The sequence below is a fragment of the Shinella sp. H4-D48 genome (assembly GCF_022637395.1).
GTDB lineage: Bacteria > Pseudomonadota > Alphaproteobacteria > Rhizobiales > Rhizobiaceae > Shinella > Shinella sedimenti.
In genome coordinates, this window is sequence record NZ_CP093338.1 from 749,263 (window position 1) to 766,487 (window position 17,225).

Below are 17,225 nucleotides of genomic sequence, written 5' to 3' on the forward strand. Positions count from 1 at the left end.
AATAATCGTTTATCTTATCCATCATCGACGACGGAAAATCTCCGCTTGGGAGGAACCAATGAAGCAGCAGGACGGCGCCGCAAGCCCAGCCGAGATCGGCAGTTTTTCCGACGACGGGAAAAACACGATCGGCAGCCAGCTGGCGTCCCGTCTGCGGGAAGCGATCATTTCCGGCAGCCTGGAAGCAGGCAGCAAGATCAATCTTGACAAGGAACGGCAGGCATTCAACGTCAGTCTGAGCCCGTTGCGTGAAGGGCTGGCGCGCCTCATTTCCGATGGCCTTGTCGAATTCGAGGACAATCGCGGCTATCGCGTTTCCCCCGTGTCGCTGGCGAACCTCGAGGAAATCACCGTCCTTCGCGAGGAGTTTGAGGTTTTCGCACTGAAGGAATCCATTCGAGTCGGCGATGTGGAATGGGAGGGCAACGTCATGCGTGCGCTTCATAAGCTGACCCGTGCCGAGCGCGATGCCAACAGGCCAGAAACGCTGGAGCATTGGGAAGCGGTCCACCGCGATTTCCACCTCACCCTTATCTCGGGCTGCGGAAAGCCGCTTCTTCTTCATTTCTGCAAGACGCTTCTCAATCTCAACGATCGCTACCGCCGGACATTCCTCAAGCAAACTTCCGGCGACAGGAATGTGAACCAGGAGCACAGCGAGATCGCGCAGGGCGCGGTGGCGCGCGACAGCGACTATGCGGCCGACAAGCTGCGCCAGCATATCCATCGCACCGGCACCAATCTTCTGGCCCACCTCGCACGCACCGGAGCGGTACGATGACGCACGCCCGGCAGATGCATCAAAGCCCGATCGGCGTCGCGCATTTCTCGGCAATCCAGGTGCCGCCGCACGAATTCGTCCGGCAGGCTGCGGCAGCGGGGTTCAGTTCAGTCGGACTTCGGCTCCACCCGGCATTCGCCGGCGCGCCTTACTATGAGTTGCCGCAGGGCAGCCGTGCCGCTTCGGAGTTTCGCTCGCTGCTCGACAGCGAAGGCATGAGGGTTTTCGATATCGAGTTCTTCATCATCGGCCCGGATTTCAAGGCGAGCGCGATAGAGCATATCGTTGCGGCTGCAGCGGATATCGGCGCCCAGCGCCTCTCCGCCTGTGGCGACGATACGGATCGGAGCCGGCTGGCCGACAATTTCAATGCGTTCTGTCAGCTCGCCGGGCGGCATGGCATGGCTGTCGATATCGAAAACATGGGCTGGCGTGCCGTCAGCAGCTACAGCGACAGCGCTGCACTCGTTCATGCCTGCGGTCAGGACAATGCCGGCGCTCTGGTGGATGCCATTCACTTCTTTCGCAACGGTGGACACATCGAGGAAATCGATATCGATATCGTGCGGCATGTTCAGCTTTGCGATGTGGTCGGCCCAGCGCCCAAGCGTTCAGAAGACATGATGAACGAGGCACGGACCGGGCGCTTGGCGCCGGGCGATGGAATACTCGCGCTCAACGCGCTTATCGCTAAGCTTTCCGGCAAGGCCGCGATTTCCGTGGAAGTACCGTTGGTGGGCGACACCCCGGCACCGGTGCATCTGCGAAATCTCAATCTGAAAACACGGGAAATTCTACAGGCAGAGACTTAGACATTCTGGATCTGGCGCGGTGGAGGCTGCGCCCGGAGGAGGAACACCCTTTCATGAATTACCAGTTCGACTTCGGCGCGGTCTTCGAGCGCGCCCCCGAATTGCTGTGGGCTACGCTCGGAACGTTCGGGCTTGCCTTTGCCGGCATGGCGCTCGCGCTGGTGATCGGCGTGGTGGGCGTCATCGGCCGGACATCGCCGAACAAGATCGTGCGTGCGCCCGTCATCGCGTTTGTCGAGATCGTGCGCAACACGCCCTTTCTCGTGCAGATCTTCTATATCTATTTCGCCTTGCCACTGATGGGCATCCGCCTCAATCCAACGGCAACAGCCATTATCGCCCTCGGCATCAATGGCGGCGCCTACGCGATTGAAATCATCCGCGGCGGCGTCGAAAGCATCGGCAAAGGCCAGGTCGAAGCCGGTTATGCTCTGGGCCTCCACAAGGCAGACGTCTTCCGGCTCATCGTTTTGAAACCGGCTCTGCGCGCGATCTATCCGTCTCTGACCAGCCAGTTCATCATGCTGACGCTGACGACCTCCGTTTGTACGTCGATCGCGGCTTATGAGCTGACATCCGCCGCGCAGAGGATCGAATCCGACACCTTCAGAAGCTTCGAAGTCTATTTCCTGGTGACCGGGATCTATCTCGTCATTTCGACCGTGATGATGGGCATCTTCGCGCTGATTTCCCGCCGCTACTTCAGCTACCCGACACGATAGAGGTTTAGCCATGGGACCTATCGGAGCAAACGAATTCCTGTTCATCCTGCAAGGCCTTAAATGGACGGCCCTGCTTGCAATCATCGGCTTCATCGGCGGTGGCGTGTTCGGCATCCTGATTGCGGTGACCCGTGTCTCCAAGAGCGCCGCGGCCCGCGCCATCGCCGCGGCCTATATCGGGCTCTTCCAGGGCACACCGCTGCTGATGCAGTTGTTCGTGGTGTATTACGGCGTCGCGCTGGTCGGTATCAATGTCAGCGCATGGCTTGCGGTGGCGATCGCCTTCACGCTGCATGCCAGTGCCTTCCTTGGCGAAATATGGCGCGGTTCGATCCAGGCTGTGCCGAAGGGGCAGACCGAAGCCGCCAACGCGCTTGGACTTCACTACGTGTCGCGGATGAAGGATGTCATCCTGCCCCAGGCGCTGAAGATTTCCATGCCCGCGACCATCGGGTTCCTGGTGCAGTTGATCAAAGGCACGTCACTTGCGGCAATCGTCGGCTTCATCGAACTTGCCCGCGCCGGACAGATCATCTCGAACCAGACGTACCGCCCGCTGCTCGTCTTCGGCATCGTCGGCACGATCTATTTCATCATCTGCTGGCCGCTCTCCCATTTCGGAACGGCTCTTGAAAAACGGATGGCCAAGGCCGCCCGCTGACGCGTCACAAAATGACATCAAAAAGGAGGAACCAAAATGCAATACAATCGCAGGACATTCATGGGTGTGGTGCTGGCAACGACGGCGCTGGTTATGGGCGGCACAACCTTAGCATCTGCCGCGAGCCTTGAAGAGGTAAAAGCCAAAGGCACGATTGTCGTCGGCATCCAGGGCGACAACGCACCCTGGGGCTTCGTCAACTCAAGCGGCACCCAGGATGGCTTTGATGCCGACGTGGCAACGCTCTTTGCCAAGGAGATCGGTGTCCAGGTTCAGTTCCAGCCGCTCGCCGTGGCGAACCGTATCCCCGCTTTGACCACTGGCAAAGTCGATATCCTTTTCGCCACGATGGCGATGACGGAAGAGCGCGCCAAATCAATCCAGTACAGCAAGCCTTACGCCGCCAACACCATTGCGCTCTATGCCGCCAAGGCGGACAAGGTTGCCACGGTCGAAGATCTGGCGGGCTGGGAAATCGGCGTGCCGAAGTCGAGTTCGCAGGACAAGGCCGTAACCGATGCCGTCGGCTCATCTGCCACGGTTCGTCGGTTCGACGACGATGCGGCTACCATTCAGGCGCTGATTTCAGGCCAGGTGAAGGCCGTCGGCGGCAACCAGTTCTACGGACAACGGCTTGAAGCCGCGGCCGCCGGCACCTACGAGCGCAAGATCGATTTCCTGACGACCTATAATGGCGTCGGAACGCGACTGGGCGAAAAGGACTGGAACGACACCGTCAACGCCTTCATCGACAAGATCAAAGCGAACGGCGAACTCGCAGCCATCACCAAGAAATGGATGGGGATCGAACTTCCGCAATTCCCGGAATCCATTCCCAACATCCCCTTCACCGTGAACTGACCTATCAAGGAGGGCGTCGTGACAGCTTCCGACAATACTCAATCGATGCTGATTTCACTTGAGAAAGTGGAGAAGTGGTACGGCGCCTTTCATGCTTTGAAGGACATCAATCTGACGGTCCGCAAAGGCGAGAAGATCGTTCTTTGCGGACCGTCCGGCTCCGGCAAATCGACATTGATCCGCTGCATCAACGTGCTGGAGACCATCGAAGGCGGTCGGATAACCGTTGGAGGCCGAGTGCTCGATGGCAGCAGCAAGGCGGTGGATGCAATCCGTCGTGAAGTCGGCATGGTCTTCCAGAGCTTCAATCTGTTTACGCACATGACCGTCCTGCAGAATTGCGCACTGGCTCCCATGCGCGTGCGGGGAATGAGCCGTGCCGAGGCCGAAACGCTGGCGCGCAAATATCTCGAACGCGTCCGCATCCTCGATCAGGCGGACAAGTATCCCGCGCAGCTTTCCGGTGGCCAGCAGCAGCGCGTCGCTATCGCCCGCGCGCTTTGTCTTGAGCCGAAAATCATGCTGTTCGACGAGCCGACATCGGCGCTCGACCCGGAAATGGTCAAGGAAGTCCTCGACACCATGATTTCACTGGCGCGCGACGGCATGACGATGATCTGCGTTACCCACGAGATGGGCTTCGCGCGCCAGGTTGCCGACCGCGTCATCTTCATGGCTTCCGGCGAGATTATCGAGGAAGCGGAACCGGACGTCTTTTTCACGTCGCCGAAGCACGAGCGCACCAAGACCTTCCTTGGTGAAATTCTCGCGCATCACTGAACATAGACAAGGACTTGAAGCATGAGCGACAGGCGTTACCTGGTCGGCCTCATCGGCGCGGATATTCAGATGTCGAAGTCGCCGGCCCTTCACGAAGCAGAAGGCTGGCATCAGGGGCTGGACTATCACTACGAGCTGCTCGACCTGACGGAGCGCGGCCTGCCGGCATCTGCCCTTCCCGCCCTTCTCGATGAGGAGGAGCAAAGAGGCTTTGCCGGCAGCAACATCACCCATCCCTGCAAGCAGACGGTGATCCCTTATCTCACACGGCTGTCCGACGACGCCGAAATGCTCGGCGCCGTGAACACGGTCGTGTTCCAGAACGGCGAGCGGATTGGTCACAACACCGACTGGTATGGCTTCTACAAGAATTTCGAGCGCGGCCTGCCGGACGTCGCCAAATCTCGCGCCGTTCTGCTCGGCGCAGGCGGCGCCGGCGTTGCAGTGGCCCATGCGGCGATCAAGCTCGGAATAGAGCGCCTGTCGATCTTCGACCAGGACAGCGACCGCGCCGCACGCTTGGCTTCCCAGTTGAACGAACGGTTCGGCCGGGCGTGCGCGGAGGCGGCGACCGATGTCGGCGCCGCGCTGCGTGCCGCAGACGGGCTGATCCACGCCACGCCGACCGGAATGAAGAGCCATCCCGGCATGCCGATCGAACCGCAATGGCTGGAGCAGCGTCACTGGGTGGCGGACATTGTCTACATGCCGCTGGAAACCGAACTCCTCGCTCTGGCGAAGCGCAAGGGCTGCCGCACCCTGCCCGGCAGTGGCATGACGATCTTTCAGGCAGCGGCCGCGTTCCAGCTTTTCACCGGCATTGCTCCGGATACGGAACGCATGTCCCGTCATTTCGACGACCTGACCACGCGTTGAAAGGCCGAAATCGATGCCTCACGTTGTGATCGAATACAGCCGGGGCGCCGGTGAACGCGTGCCGATCGAAGCCTTGACTACGGCGGTCCACCGCTGCATTCGCGATGGCGGCGTCGTGAAGCCGAAAGCCGTCCGCACGTTCGCCCGCGAGGCGACGTTTTCCTGCGTCGCGGATGAGCATCCGCAGAACCATTTCATCCAGATCATCATTCGCATGGCGCCCGGCCGCTCGCTGGAAACCAGGCAGCACCTTGTGCGGGCCACGTTGCAGGCGGCCCGTGCCGCCGCCGCACCCGCTCTCAGCGAGGGCCGTCTCGGCCTTCGCGTCGACCTTTATGAATCCGATCCCGCACTCGCGGTTCAGGAAAGCACGCTTGACTGAACTGCCGGCTTTCAGAATGAGAGGAGAACCTCGTGAGCCTGATCTATGTCCTGAACGGTCCCAACCTCAACCTGCTCGGCAAACGCCAGCCCCATATCTATGGTCATGAAACGCTTGCCGATGTCGAGGCGGACTGCTCCAAGCTGGCAGCCGAACTCGGTCACGATATCCGTTTCCACCAAAGCAACAGGGAATACGAGATCATAGACTGGATCCATGAAGCGCGCGAGGACGGCGCGGGCATCGTCATCAATCCGGCCGCATTCACCCACACTTCGCTCGCCATTCTCGATGCCTTGAACACATTCGAAGGCCCTGTCATCGAAATTCACATCTCCAACGTCCACAAGCGCGAAAGCTTCCGGCATCACTCCTTCGTTTCCCATCGGGCCGACGGCGTGATTTGCGGGCTCGGCACCGAGGGCTACCAGCTCGGCATCCGCCGGGTCGCCACGTTGATCAAATCCGCAGAGAAGAAGTGAGCTCGCAATGACCGCCCCTGTGAAACTGGCCGTGCTCGGAGCCGGCCTCATTGGAAAACGACATATCGAGCACGTCGCCCGCGAACCGGAGGCGGTGCTCAGTGCCGTGGTGGACCCCACGCCTGCCGGCGAGGCGATAGCCAGGGAAGCCGGCGTGCAGTGGTTCGCCAGCTTTGCCGACATGATCGCCGTCGATCGGCCCGACGGTATCATCGTGGCGACCCCCAATCAGGTCCATGTGAAGAACGGTCTCGAAGCCATAGAGGCCGGCATTCCGGCCCTGATCGAAAAACCGCTCGCCGACGACATCGCGTCCGGCGAACGGCTGATCGCCGAAGCGCACGCGAAAGGAGTGCCGCTCCTGACCGGCCACCATCGCCGGCATAATCCGATGATGCGCAAAGCCAAGGAAATCATCGACAGCGGGCGGCTCGGACGAGTGCTGGTCGTCAACGCGATGTTCTGGCTTTTCAAGCCTGACGACTATTTCGATATCGACTGGCGCCGGCAGGCTGGCGCCGGGCCGGTCTTTCTGAACCTCATCCATGACATCGACAATCTTCGGTATCTGTTCGGTAACATCACTGCCGTTCAGGCGCGGGAATCCAATGCGGTACGCGGGAATGCGGTCGAGGAAACGGCCGTGATCCTGATTGAATTCGAGAGCGGTGTTCTCGCAACCGCATCCGTCTCCGACGCCGTCGTGGCGCCCTGGAGCTGGGAGATGACAACAGGGGAAAACCCGGTTTATCCGAAAGTGGACGAAGCCTGCTACGTCATCGGCGGAACGCACGGCTCCCTTGCCATTCCGTCACTCGAAATCTGGCGCAATCCCGCCAAGCGCAGCTGGTGGGAGCCCTTTGAGAAGGAACAGGCTGAATATGTTCCCCAGGACCCGCTCGTCCTGCAGATCAGGCAGTTCTGCAAGGTCATCAGAGGTGAGGAACAACCGCTTGTCAGCGGCTTAGAAGGCCTGCAGACGCTCAAGGTGATCGACGCCGTTAAAAGATCGGCGAAGTCGGGAGAGCGCGTCCTGTTGAGCTGAAGCCAGATCACCCAATGCGGCCAACAGAACAACGCCCGTTCCCACCAAAGCGTCGGTGGCAAACTATCTACAGATCTCACCAGAAGACAACGCCCCACATGGTGCGACCGTTGGCAGTAAAAACGGCGGGCTTCAAGCCGGTGTCCGTCGTCTGAGAGGCGGACACCGACTCTAGATCACCACACAGCTTCGCGGCTGAAAGCCAAAGGCATCGTGGCCTGCGAAATCTTCGTCGGGCCGTGAACCCGCGGGCAGCACATGTCGGGGATGAGGCCGGCTAAAGCTCCGATCGCCAAGGCCGTCAGGTTCAAATCTTAAAGGCAGGGCCCCATTTGTCATATCCACAGAGATTCATCGAGCCGACTAACGAAGCAGGCCGTCGATATCGAAATCCTCCCAGCCCCGAAGTCCGGGCGCGGGATCGTCGACGCCATTGTCGGCCTTCTTCGACCGCTTTTTCTTTTTCGACAACCGCTTGAGCTTTGCCTGATAAGCGGCCTTCATTCTCTTCTCGGCTTTTGCCTCGGCATCCTCTACGCGCCACTCCTCAACCGACCCACGATTGAGGAGATCGTCTACGACCTTCGGCTCAAAGACATGGAATGTAATCTGGCGCGCGCGCCCAGCCAGCCTGACGGTTCTGGTGCCGGCGCTTGGTAAGCGGCCGTCCGCAAGCCAGCGATGCCGCTCGCTGGTCTTCATGCCAAGAATGTCCTCGATCTCGCGCGGAATGACAGGCAGAGATGGAGCTTCATCTAGCGTCTTGGAAACAACCGTCGCCGCGGCGTTGAAAGCGGCCTTTTCATCGGCTGGCATCGCCAGAACAAGATCGATCCCATCGAGCGAGATCGCCTTCCTGAAGATCGCCGGCAGCCGCGCCTGGATTTCCTGAAGGATACCTTTGGCGCGAACGGAAGAACCCATTGTCACCATGGGCGACAAGGTCCAGGCTTTGATCAACTCGACGTGGTTCTTTTCTTGTTTTGGCATGCCATCTAGATGGTGCACGCAACACCGGCGGTCAATGTTCCACCGACGATGCTGCGCGCGATACACCTACAGGCTTGGCCTTCCAGACGATCAAAGAACGCCTCGCGCTACAGCATCTGCCGCATGCACATCGATGCGGCCATTGTCCTCGCCGTCCCAGTATTCGATCGTGCTCGCAGAAACCTTGATCAAGACCATGCCGGGCGTGTCGATGCCGTCGGGAAACCACCGATCGAGATCTTTTACCCAGTGCTCTTCGAATTGCGCCTTGTCGCGGATCAGGCTGGCTTCGCCATCGACGGCAATGAAGATTCCCGGCTTCCCGAGGAGGCTCGGCGGTGCAGTGAAGGTCAACGCGACCTGCGGTTCGAGACCAATCTCGCTGACTTTTCTTGTATTCTCGTAGGAAAAGAACCAGGAGTCGCCGTCATACTCGACATCGCCATTGTTGCTCATCGGCCGGCAGTTGATCCTTCCATTGTCGCTCGTGTTGAACATGCAGAAATCGATCTTGCTGAGCTCTTTTGAAAGCTCTTCCATCGTCATCGCGCTCATCGGGTTCTCCGTGGGTTGTTTTCCAATGAACCCGTTTTCATCCCGTATGGTTCCGATGGGCCGAGCGGGCCGCGGACGCCTGCGAATTCAGAGCTTTCATAGGATCGCAGACAGGAACATTCCGTCTGACGGGTGGTTGGCGGGTGTCCAACAGCCCAGATGGAGGAGAAGTAATGGTTACCATGGTCGGCGACGAAGGCAACTCAGCGCAAAGGTCGCCGAGTTCAAACAAGATCACCTGCAGCACGTCGATGTCCTGAACGAGATCGCGCGCGAGCTTGGCATCGAAGCGCCAACCGAAGGCGACATGAAGCAGATGCTGACCACAAGGAAGATCGTGCTCGCCGATCTGATGGGCGATGCCGCGATCCTGAAAGCCATGAAGACCAACGAAGATGACACCGTTACGGCCTATGAACGCGCTTCCGGCCACGATCATCCCATGCGTGTCTTCTTCGTAGCGTAAGGCGGGCACCGGTCTCCTCCCCAATGGGGTAACGGGCCCGGCTCGTCGCACCCGCTTCAGCGCAGGGCAGCATCCGCCATAACAGCCTTGCTGCGATAGTGACTTGGCGGAGCGCCCATCATCTTGCGGAAGGCGCGGCTGAAGGAAGCTTCGGAATCGTAACCAAGACGATTGGCGACGGAGGCGACGCGCTGTCCCTCCTTCAGCCATTGATGCGCCTGGTGCATGCGCATGCTTGCGATGTAGCGCGCCGGCGTTTCGCCCACCACATCGACAAAACGCTGGGCGAAGCCGGAGCGCGACGCGCCCATGATTTTGGCCAGTTCGGCAATCGTCCAGCCGCGGGCAGGCTCCAGATGGATGGCGGCGAGGACGCGGCCGATCTCAGGATTGCGTACCGCGGCCAGCCAGCCCGTCGCCGTGCCGCAGCCATGCTCCACCCAGGTCCTGATGATCGTTGCCGTCAAGACGTCAGCCAGCCGCGCCAGAATGCCGCCGGAGCCGACACGGTTCATCTCCACCTCCCGCATCATCGCGTCGAGAAGCGGCGGGATGGAGGGCTCGTTCGACGAGAGATCGCTGGTGCGCATGACCGAAGGCATAAGCTGCAAGAGGGGATGTTGCCGGTCGACATTGAAGCGCATGACGGCAAAGAACAGGAGATTGTTCTTGTCACTGCAAGGACATTGCAGATCGATTATCCCGTCGCAGAGCTGGCGCTTCGGCAGATCATGGACAAGTACGGGCGGGACACCCGGCTTGCTGGCGAGCACATGGGCATCTCCCTTCGGCAAAAGAATCGCATCGCCGGCGGCAAGCTCCATCCACTCGCCTTCCGGGGTCTGGAGATAGGCGGAGCCTGCGGCAAGGAAATGAAACCGGGCAGATTCCTGCGCCGGATATTCCGTCGCCCATGGCGCTGACGGTTGGCAGCGCCCGTATTCCACACCGTCAAGGCGCAGGCCACGCAAAATTTCGCTCAAGGCATCACTCAAGGCACACTCCATATTTGGAGAAACGGCATAGTTTTATGGATTTCTTAGCATAGAAACTCCGACCCGTCACGCCTACCTTTTTCCCGACCTTCATTGGAGATGGAAAAATGGATTATGTTTCAACGCCCTCTCACCCGATTGGTGACGAGCGTGTAGCCCGGTGGGGGGCCGTCCTGTCGCTGTCGCTTGGCGTTTTCGGGCTGGTGACGGCAGAATTCCTGCCGGCAAGCCTGTTGACGCCGATGTCGGCGGATCTGGGTGTCAGCATCGGCGCCGCCGGACAGTCCGTCACCACCACCGCCGTCGTCGGCGCATTCGCGGGGCCGGCAATCGTCGTCGGTACGGGACGTTTCGACCGACGCACCGTTCTGCTGGCGCTGACCGGCCTGCTCGTCATATCAAGCCTGATTGCCGGCTTTGCCTCCAGCCTGTTCGTGCTGCTCGTCGCGCGCGTCCTGCTCGGGATCGCGCTGGGCGGCTTCTGGGCCATGTCGTTGGCACTGGCCATGCGGCTCGTGCCCGACCGGCTGATGCCGCGCGCCATGGCGATCGTGATGTCAGGCGTATCGCTGGCTACTGTCTGCGCCGCACCGCTCGGTGCCTGGATCGGTGCCACCCTTGGATGGCGGTATGCCTTTCTCTTGGCAGCCGCGGTCGGTATCGTCACCTTCGTCGCGCAGTTGCTGACCGTGCCGCCGTTGCCCCCCAAAGGGACGACAACCTTCGGCACGATCCTTCGGGTCATCAGGCGGCCAGCGGTACGGCTAGGGCTTGCGACCATCCTGCTGGTTGTCACCGGACATTTTGCCGGCTTCACCTACATCCGCCCCTACCTTGAACTCGTTCCGCACTTTGGCGTGGAGATGATTACCGTCATCCTGCTTGTCTTCGGCATCGGCGGCTTCTTCGGCAACATTGCCGGCGGTTTCATCGCCGAGCGCAGCACGCGCCTATCGATCACGCTCGCGGCAAGCGGTGTGGCGGTGACAACGCTGATACTCGCCTTGTTCGGCGTATCCCCGATTATCGCTGCCATCGCCACGGCAGCTTGGGGTTTTGCATTCGGCGCGCTGCCTGTCAGCGTCCAATCCTTCATCAGCCGTGCGGCCGGTGACGAGGCGGAAGGAGCCGGTGCTGCAACCCTGACCACGTTCCAGATCGCAATTTCGACGGGGGCCATCCTTGGCGGACTGATTGTCGAGCTTCAGGGCCCTGCCGGCGTGTTCCTCTTTTCCGCACTTGCCGCGCTACTCGGCGCCTCGTTGGTGACCGTGTCTCGCAAGATGCTGGTTCAGGTCGGCTGAAACAACAAACATTCGACGCCTCCCCAGCCCGGAGCCTGAAAAGGCTCCGGGTCGAGTCTCGCGAGCAAGACTTAATCAGCGCGTCCTATCAGCTCGCAACTGAGCAAGTGCTCGTGGGCGGGCAAATAGGCAGCGGCGCGAAAAACAGCTTCACGCCATAAATGGCGGAGTGAGACCCATAACCGTCAGACGCCGGACAAGCGCATGATCACTACCTTGGGAAGCGCCTGTTACGCGAAACCGGTCATCAGGGGAAAAATCATGCGCGCGCATCCGCGACGATCCAGCCGGCTGCTTTTTCCGCAATCATCAGCGTCGGTGCATTCGTGTTGCCGCTCGTGATCTTCGGCATAATGCCTGCATCGACAACGCGCAGGCCTTCGATGCCCCACACCTTCAAACGACTGTCCACCACTGTCATGGGATCGTCATCACGCCCCATCTTCGTTGTCCCCACGGGATGGAAAATGGTGTTGGCGATATCGCCCGCCAGCCGCGCCAGTTCGCCGTCGCTCTGGAACTGCACGCCAGGCTTCCATTCCTGCGGCTGATATTTGGCAAGCGCCGGCTGCGACACGATCCTGCGCACTTGTCTCAGACTCTCGGCGGCAATTTTGCGATCTTCGTCCGTGCTGAGATAGTTTGGCGCAATCGCTGGAGCGTCCTCGGCCTTGTTGGAGCGAATGCAAACGCTTCCAACGCTGGTCGGGTTGAGATTACACACACTTGCGGTGAAGGCGGGGGTGCTGTGCAACGGTTCGCCGAAGGCGTCGAGGCTGAGCGGCTGGACGTGATATTCCAGATTGGCATGGGCCTGACTGGAATCCGAACGGGTGAAGGCACCGAGTTGCGAGGGCGACATGCTCATGGGACCGCTGCGCTTCAGCGCATATTCGAGCCCGATCATCGCCTTGCCGAACAGGCTGTTGGCGAGCGTATTCAGCGTCTTTGCATTGCCGACCTTGAACACCGCGCGAATCTGCAAATGGTCCTGAAGGTTTTGCCCGACACCCGGCAGGTCGTGCGCGACCTCGATGCCGTGCCGTTTTAGAAGACCAGCCGGCCCGATGCCGGACAGCTGCAGGATTTGCGGCGAACCGATCGCCCCGGCTGACAGGATAACTTCACGGCGCGCCTGAACGTTTGCGCTCTGCCCTTGCCGCTGAACCACGACGCCGGTGCAACGCTTGCTGCCGGACCCTTCAACGTCAAGGATCAGTCGTTCGACATGGGCCTGCGTCCAGATCGTCAGGTTCGAACGGTTCTTCGCGGGGCGCAGAAACGCCTTCGACGTGTTCCAGCGCCAGCCGGAGCGCTGGTTGACTTCGAAGTAGCCGACGCCCTCGTTGTCGCCGCTGTTGAAATCCTCCGAACGCGGGATCCCGGCTTCGACCGCAGCTTCGGCGAAGGATTCAAGGATGTCCCATTTGAGCCGCTGTTTTTCGATCCGCCATTCACCACCATGGCCGTGCATGTCGGAAAACCGGCTGTTGCCTCCCGTCTGCGGGTCGGCGCCGTTGTCCAGCCGGTAGTGATCTTCGTGCGCCTTGAAATCGGGGAGGCAATTCTGCCAGGACCAGGCGTCATCGCCGGTCGCCGCCGCCCAGCCGTCGAAATCGCGCGCCTGGCCACGCATATAGATCATGCCGTTGATCGAAGAGCATCCGCCGAGGGTCTTGCCGCGCGGATAGCGCAGCGACCGGCCGTTCAGGCCGGCATCCGGCTCGGTCTTGTACAGCCAGTCGGTGCGCGGGTTGCCGATGCAGTAGAGGTAACCGACCGGAATGTGGATCCAGGGATAGTCGTCCTTTCGGCCGGCTTCCAGCAGCAGGACGCGCATCGCGGGGTCACGGCTGAGACGATTGGCGAGCAGGCACCCCGCCGAGCCACCGCCCACAACAATATAATCAAACGTATCGGTGGATGGGCGGGAAGATGAGAGCTTCATAGGATCACTCCCCAGTTCCGACGAATTGCCTCATTGACGCGAGATTCGATGACCTGCCCTGCCATTTCAACCTTCTCCTGATTTCCAGTTTCGGAGATAGCGAAGGAACGGTACGAAAATCCAATGACAAATGACATAGTGCATTATAAGTGAAACTAATATGCTTCACACCGTCGATCTGAAAACATTAAGAGCATTCATCACCGTCGCGCGAGCCGGAAACGTCACGCGTGCCGCCGAGGAACTGCACGTCACTCAGCCTGCCGTCACGCTGCAGTTGAAGCGCCTTGCGAAAGATACCGGGCTCACCCTGTTCCGGCGGACGTCGACGGGACTGGAAATGACGCAGGAAGGCGCCCTGCTGGCCGCCAAGGCAGAGCAGGTGTTGGCGGCACTTACGGACTTCGGCCAGACGGCCGGCCATCTGGCAACGCGCGTGCGAGGAAAGCTGAGAATCGGAACGATCATCGATCCGGAATTCACCCGGCTGGGTGCGTTTTTGAACGCGCTGATCGAAAACGGGCCGGGTATCGAGACGACACTACGGCACGGCATGAGCGGAGACGTGGCGGAGGGCCTGAGGCGAAACGAGCTGGATGCCGGTTTCTATCTTGGCGACCCCAGAGACCATGATCCTTCCGCGGATACCTCAGTCGAAGGCGCCGCGCCTTTATTTCACGCGCGCGAGCTGGCTCAATTGACCTATCGCGTTGTCGCTCCGCCATCTCTCGCCGGTTTCGTGCGGGAGGGCGATTGGCCACAACTTGCCTCTCTCCCCTGGATCGGGACGCCACAAGCCTCGGTCCACAGTCGCTTGCTCACACGCTTGTTCACCAATCTCGGCCTGCGCCAGAATATCGTCGCCGAAGTCGATCAGGAAGCGTCCATGGTTGCCATGGTGCGGACAGGGATCGGCCTGAGCCTTTGCCGGGAGTCGATCGCGCTTCATGAGCAACAATCCCATGGCCTCGTGATCGCTGAAAACGTCAGGATTTCGACGAAGCTGAGCTTTCTTTGCCTGGAGGCCCGCACGAAAGACCCGGCCATATCGGTCGCATTGGACGCAATCAGGCGGGTCTGGGGATAATCCTTTCATCTCCCGCAACGACGCACGTCACGCGGAGCAGATCATGCGGGAGCACACTTTCGGCTCGGCACCTCAACTTGCCGAATTCGCAAGTCCTGTTAGGTGCTTAAGCGCTACCGGCCTGGCCAGTCGGCGAAATCCCACTGGTCTTCGTCGAGTATGAACGGTTGCCTCGGTGTTCGGCGCTCTCAGCCGAAATCCGCGCGCGTCAGGACGTAGGCCGGTTTACGGGCGGCCGAATAGGCGCGACGGGCGGCCGTGTTGATGGCAAGGCGCGCGGCATCGAAGGCTTTAAGGTAACCTGCTTCGGAGGTCGCAGCCGGGAAGAGATCCGCCGCAGCAAAGAAGGGGATTTCAAACACGCCGTCATGACCGATAAAGCGGATTCGCCTGCCGGCCTCTTCGTAACTTCTGCTCGGGTTCGGGAAACTGAGACTCATGGAAAGCTCCTCCTTGTGGACGGCAAATTATCGATTTGAAATGCCGCCACGGGCGCCTGGGATAGCCTCTACAGCGCCGTAAATAATACCACCTAAAAAGATGATACCTTTTGCATTGGATTTTGATCGTTAAAACAAAAATGAAAATCACATATGTATATATTTCATTGAAAGCACATGAATAAACACATTTTCATTGAAATCATCATATCACTAAAAATCGAATTAGGAATTTTATTTCGTACAGAAAGAATAATTTCTTCGGACTGAAGCACGGGCCCTGATCGATCCCGAAAATATCTGCCTCGGCAAAATCATGTTACTCCTATCCGTCAACGCCGCCATCACGCTATGACAGATCGCCAAGGCCGGGCATCCGCGCATATGTCAAGGCTGCGATGCGACCACGTAGTCGATGGCGTCCCGAACCGTCAGAAGCCCTTCGGCCGGCTGGTCGGGAATGGCGATCCCAAACTCGTCCTCAATGAGCATCACGATTTGGACCATTTCCAGGGAATCGGCCCCCAGGTCATCGACAATTGAAGCGTCATCGACGACCTTCGATTTCTCGACGGCCAACTGTTCGACGATAATGTTCCTGACACGCTCGGCAATGTCTGCTCTTCCATCTTCCATGACGATTGTCCTGATGAAGCAACTTACCGTTTCGACGCCAGTTGACGCGACTGCGCTGGATGACCGCGATCACAGTGGTCCTGGCGGTCGGGCCAAACAGACTCGACCTCCTGAACCAATGTGACAAGGCGCGCTGTCAGACGATCGGGCATCGTGGCCACGCATCGGTGGACCCGCCCTCGTTTTCCCAAACCTCAACCCCGGCGCGCTGTTCTTGCGCATGCGCCTTGCGGGATAAAGGATAGTTTCCGACATCAATCGTCGCCGATTTGATTAGTTGGATAAGATTTGCGGCGTGACCGTCTTTGGTCTCTCGCCCGAGCACAATGCCACGGGTCTCATAATCGGCGTTCTTGAGAATCTTTCGGAGGACGGTGCGGCGACGCGTTGCTGAAGTATCGGGGCTTTTAAAGATGAGGATCACCATAGCCACCCCTCCATGAGAAGGACGAGGATCATCGCCAAGCTGGCTGCAAGAAAAACATAGCCGCCAGCAGTAGCCCATATATATCGCTGCTGTTTTGAGAAGAATGCGGAAGACATCTTGTCCTCCTTCATTTCAGGGCCAGGGTAACCACCCCTCAAACAGCAGCGCCCTTGTCAATGGCTGCTCGAACATGGACCTTGCGCCCGATGCCGCCCATTGGCAAGTCCTCAATTGCGGTCGTTTCGTGCCGGGAGCGCCCGAAATTGTGTAGTCGGCGGATGAGACAGCAAAGCTGCGCCTTCCGTCATCGATGGCTTTCGACGATGGCACCAATCCCGGACGGTTTGCCGGTGCGGGAACTGCCAGAGAAGACCTTCGGTTCGGCACCCAGGCGACCGCGTGCTCGGCATTATAGCAACATATGGCATCACCCAGATACAAGCGGTCGGTTCAAGCCTCCGCGACCTTTATCGGACCAGCACGATACCCACGGCGATGCAGATCACGGCGACTTTGATCAGAGACGGAACGTTGCACGGTTCAAAGGGTTGGTGAACATTGATAGGAGAACGTCGTGCGCAAAGTTCTGGTCGTCGAAGACGAAGTGCTGATCCGCTTGACCTTGGTCGATGCGCTGCATGATGCCGGGTTCGAGGTTGCTGATACCGGCTCGGCAGAAGCGGCAATCGAGATCATAGACCGACAGACGATTCATCTGCTTTTCACGGATATCCAGTTGCCGGGCAAATTGACTGGCCTTGATCTTGCCCAGACTGTCTTCGCGCGCTTTCCCGATGTCGGCATCATCGTGGCTTCGGGCCGGATACAGCCAGCGAGCGCGGAGTTACCGCCAGGGGCAAAATTCTTCGCGAAACCTTTCCGCTTCGATCAAATCATCGCCTGCTTCAAAGCGATGAACCCTGCCTAGATTTCGGCCGGCTTCCCATGCAAAAATATACGGCTGCGCAAGCGCTG

General features: G+C 59.4%; 20 protein-coding genes and 1 pseudogene. 14 read left to right on the plus strand and 7 right to left on the minus strand.

Annotation, left to right across the window (positions count from 1 at the left end):
• Window positions 1–58 precede the first annotated feature (58 nt).
• The 10 genes from MNR02_RS20490 to MNR02_RS20535 are packed head-to-tail and all read left to right on the plus strand — an operon-like array spanning window position 59 to window position 7,402.
• Entirely contained in the window at window positions 59–781 is a 723-nt protein-coding gene (locus MNR02_RS20490) for a GntR family transcriptional regulator (RefSeq protein WP_241949131.1), read from the plus strand.
• Complete coding sequence (locus tag MNR02_RS20495) at window positions 778–1,593, plus strand: sugar phosphate isomerase/epimerase (protein ID WP_241949132.1); 816 nt, start codon at window positions 778–780, stop codon at window positions 1,591–1,593. The genes MNR02_RS20490 and MNR02_RS20495 overlap by 4 nt, the downstream gene beginning before the upstream one ends.
• Window positions 1,594–1,646: 53 nt before the next feature.
• A complete protein-coding gene (locus MNR02_RS20500) occupies window positions 1,647–2,315 on the plus strand; it encodes an amino acid ABC transporter permease (RefSeq protein WP_241603030.1) in 669 nt (222 codons plus the stop codon).
• Between the two features lie 10 nt (window positions 2,316–2,325).
• A complete protein-coding gene (locus MNR02_RS20505; protein WP_241949133.1) occupies window positions 2,326–2,976 on the plus strand; it encodes an amino acid ABC transporter permease in 651 nt (216 codons plus the stop codon).
• Between the two features lie 36 nt (window positions 2,977–3,012).
• A complete protein-coding gene (locus MNR02_RS20510) occupies window positions 3,013–3,837 on the plus strand; it encodes a transporter substrate-binding domain-containing protein (RefSeq protein ID WP_241949134.1) in 825 nt (274 codons plus the stop codon).
• Window positions 3,838–3,882: 45 nt separating this feature from the next.
• The gene (locus MNR02_RS20515; protein ID WP_305854561.1) at window positions 3,883–4,617 is read left to right on the plus strand and encodes an amino acid ABC transporter ATP-binding protein; all 735 of its coding nucleotides are present in this window, start codon (window positions 3,883–3,885) and stop codon (window positions 4,615–4,617) included.
• Between the two features lie 21 nt (window positions 4,618–4,638).
• Complete coding sequence (locus MNR02_RS20520; RefSeq protein ID WP_241949135.1) at window positions 4,639–5,493, plus strand: shikimate dehydrogenase; 855 nt, start codon at window positions 4,639–4,641, stop codon at window positions 5,491–5,493.
• 13 nt (window positions 5,494–5,506) lie between these two features.
• The gene (locus tag MNR02_RS20525; protein ID WP_241949136.1) at window positions 5,507–5,875 is read left to right on the plus strand and encodes a 5-carboxymethyl-2-hydroxymuconate isomerase; all 369 of its coding nucleotides are present in this window, start codon (window positions 5,507–5,509) and stop codon (window positions 5,873–5,875) included.
• Window positions 5,876–5,907: 32 nt separating this feature from the next.
• Window positions 5,908–6,357 (plus strand): type II 3-dehydroquinate dehydratase, encoded by a 450-nt coding sequence (gene aroQ / locus MNR02_RS20530; protein WP_241949137.1) that lies wholly within the window; start codon window positions 5,908–5,910, stop codon window positions 6,355–6,357.
• Window positions 6,358–6,364: 7 nt separating this feature from the next.
• Entirely contained in the window at window positions 6,365–7,402 is a 1,038-nt protein-coding gene (locus tag MNR02_RS20535) for a Gfo/Idh/MocA family protein (RefSeq protein WP_241949138.1), read from the plus strand.
• A gap of 363 nt (window positions 7,403–7,765) precedes the next feature.
• Here MNR02_RS20535 and MNR02_RS20540 read toward each other — a convergent pair whose 3' ends face one another.
• Window positions 7,766–8,392, minus strand: coding sequence for a hypothetical protein (locus tag MNR02_RS20540; RefSeq protein WP_241949574.1), 627 nt, complete (start codon window positions 8,390–8,392; stop codon window positions 7,766–7,768).
• Window positions 8,393–8,482: 90 nt separating this feature from the next.
• The gene (locus tag MNR02_RS20545) at window positions 8,483–8,947 is read right to left on the minus strand and encodes a pyridoxamine 5'-phosphate oxidase family protein (protein WP_241949139.1); all 465 of its coding nucleotides are present in this window, start codon (window positions 8,945–8,947) and stop codon (window positions 8,483–8,485) included.
• Window positions 8,948–9,164: 217 nt separating this feature from the next.
• On the opposite strand from MNR02_RS20545, the pseudogene MNR02_RS20550 reads away from it, so the two are divergent.
• A pseudogene (locus MNR02_RS20550) lies at window positions 9,165–9,413 on the plus strand (rubrerythrin family protein); the annotation flags it as partial.
• Between the two features lie 56 nt (window positions 9,414–9,469).
• Here MNR02_RS20550 and MNR02_RS20555 read toward each other — a convergent pair.
• Window positions 9,470–10,408 (minus strand): AraC family transcriptional regulator, encoded by a 939-nt coding sequence (locus MNR02_RS20555; protein ID WP_241949140.1) that lies wholly within the window; start codon window positions 10,406–10,408, stop codon window positions 9,470–9,472.
• 107 nt (window positions 10,409–10,515) lie between these two features.
• Here MNR02_RS20555 and MNR02_RS20560 point away from each other — a divergent pair, with 107 nt between their 5' ends.
• Window positions 10,516–11,712: an MFS transporter gene (locus tag MNR02_RS20560; protein WP_241603069.1), complete on the plus strand. Its 1,197-nt coding sequence runs from the start codon at window positions 10,516–10,518 to the stop codon at window positions 11,710–11,712.
• Window positions 11,713–11,971: 259 nt separating this feature from the next.
• Here the strand turns inward: MNR02_RS20560 and MNR02_RS20565 are convergent, their stop codons facing one another.
• On the minus strand, window positions 11,972–13,660 hold the full coding sequence (locus MNR02_RS20565) for a GMC family oxidoreductase (protein WP_241949141.1): 1,689 nt from the start codon (window positions 13,658–13,660) through the stop codon (window positions 11,972–11,974).
• 160 nt (window positions 13,661–13,820) lie between these two features.
• Here MNR02_RS20565 and MNR02_RS20570 point away from each other — a divergent pair, with 160 nt between their 5' ends.
• Window positions 13,821–14,747: a LysR family transcriptional regulator gene (locus MNR02_RS20570; RefSeq protein ID WP_241949142.1), complete on the plus strand. Its 927-nt coding sequence runs from the start codon at window positions 13,821–13,823 to the stop codon at window positions 14,745–14,747.
• A 188-nt stretch (window positions 14,748–14,935) separates the two neighbouring features.
• Here the strand turns inward: MNR02_RS20570 and MNR02_RS20575 are convergent, their stop codons facing one another.
• The 3 genes from MNR02_RS20575 to MNR02_RS20585 form a co-directional block, all read right to left on the minus strand.
• Window positions 14,936–15,187 (minus strand): DUF1488 family protein, encoded by a 252-nt coding sequence (locus tag MNR02_RS20575; RefSeq protein ID WP_241603093.1) that lies wholly within the window; start codon window positions 15,185–15,187, stop codon window positions 14,936–14,938.
• A gap of 387 nt (window positions 15,188–15,574) precedes the next feature.
• A complete protein-coding gene (locus tag MNR02_RS20580) occupies window positions 15,575–15,823 on the minus strand; it encodes an acyl carrier protein (RefSeq protein ID WP_241603095.1) in 249 nt (82 codons plus the stop codon).
• 136 nt (window positions 15,824–15,959) lie between these two features.
• Complete coding sequence (locus MNR02_RS20585; RefSeq protein ID WP_241949143.1) at window positions 15,960–16,250, minus strand: hypothetical protein; 291 nt, start codon at window positions 16,248–16,250, stop codon at window positions 15,960–15,962.
• Between the two features lie 574 nt (window positions 16,251–16,824).
• Here MNR02_RS20585 and MNR02_RS20590 point away from each other — a divergent pair.
• The gene (locus MNR02_RS20590) at window positions 16,825–17,178 is read left to right on the plus strand and encodes a response regulator (RefSeq protein ID WP_241603100.1); all 354 of its coding nucleotides are present in this window, start codon (window positions 16,825–16,827) and stop codon (window positions 17,176–17,178) included.
• Window positions 17,179–17,225 lie beyond the last annotated feature (47 nt).

What these genes read in the sequence shown, in the direction of transcription:
- MNR02_RS20495 (WP_241949132.1), top strand. Translation starts at nt 778, where the DNA reads ATGACGCACGCCCGGCAGATGCATCAAAGCCCGATCGGCGTCGCGCAT.
- MNR02_RS20585 (WP_241949143.1), bottom strand. Translation starts at nt 16,250, where the DNA reads ATGGTGATCCTCATCTTTAAAAGCCCCGATACTTCAGCAACGCGTCGC.
- MNR02_RS20540 (WP_241949574.1), bottom strand. Translation starts at nt 8,392, where the DNA reads ATGCCAAAACAAGAAAAGAACCACGTCGAGTTGATCAAAGCCTGGACC.
- MNR02_RS20500 (WP_241603030.1), top strand. Translation starts at nt 1,647, where the DNA reads ATGAATTACCAGTTCGACTTCGGCGCGGTCTTCGAGCGCGCCCCCGAA.
- MNR02_RS20575 (WP_241603093.1), bottom strand. Translation starts at nt 15,187, where the DNA reads ATGAGTCTCAGTTTCCCGAACCCGAGCAGAAGTTACGAAGAGGCCGGC.
- MNR02_RS20565 (WP_241949141.1), bottom strand. Translation starts at nt 13,660, where the DNA reads ATGAAGCTCTCATCTTCCCGCCCATCCACCGATACGTTTGATTATATT.
- MNR02_RS20545 (WP_241949139.1), bottom strand. Translation starts at nt 8,947, where the DNA reads ATGAGCGCGATGACGATGGAAGAGCTTTCAAAAGAGCTCAGCAAGATC.
- MNR02_RS20510 (WP_241949134.1), top strand. Translation starts at nt 3,013, where the DNA reads ATGCAATACAATCGCAGGACATTCATGGGTGTGGTGCTGGCAACGACG.
- MNR02_RS20490 (WP_241949131.1), top strand. Translation starts at nt 59, where the DNA reads ATGAAGCAGCAGGACGGCGCCGCAAGCCCAGCCGAGATCGGCAGTTTT.
- MNR02_RS20525 (WP_241949136.1), top strand. Translation starts at nt 5,507, where the DNA reads ATGCCTCACGTTGTGATCGAATACAGCCGGGGCGCCGGTGAACGCGTG.
- MNR02_RS20580 (WP_241603095.1), bottom strand. Translation starts at nt 15,823, where the DNA reads ATGGAAGATGGAAGAGCAGACATTGCCGAGCGTGTCAGGAACATTATC.
- MNR02_RS20560 (WP_241603069.1), top strand. Translation starts at nt 10,516, where the DNA reads ATGGATTATGTTTCAACGCCCTCTCACCCGATTGGTGACGAGCGTGTA.
- MNR02_RS20520 (WP_241949135.1), top strand. Translation starts at nt 4,639, where the DNA reads ATGAGCGACAGGCGTTACCTGGTCGGCCTCATCGGCGCGGATATTCAG.
- MNR02_RS20505 (WP_241949133.1), top strand. Translation starts at nt 2,326, where the DNA reads ATGGGACCTATCGGAGCAAACGAATTCCTGTTCATCCTGCAAGGCCTT.
- MNR02_RS20570 (WP_241949142.1), top strand. Translation starts at nt 13,821, where the DNA reads ATGCTTCACACCGTCGATCTGAAAACATTAAGAGCATTCATCACCGTC.
- MNR02_RS20535 (WP_241949138.1), top strand. Translation starts at nt 6,365, where the DNA reads ATGACCGCCCCTGTGAAACTGGCCGTGCTCGGAGCCGGCCTCATTGGA.
- MNR02_RS20515 (WP_305854561.1), top strand. Translation starts at nt 3,883, where the DNA reads ATGCTGATTTCACTTGAGAAAGTGGAGAAGTGGTACGGCGCCTTTCAT.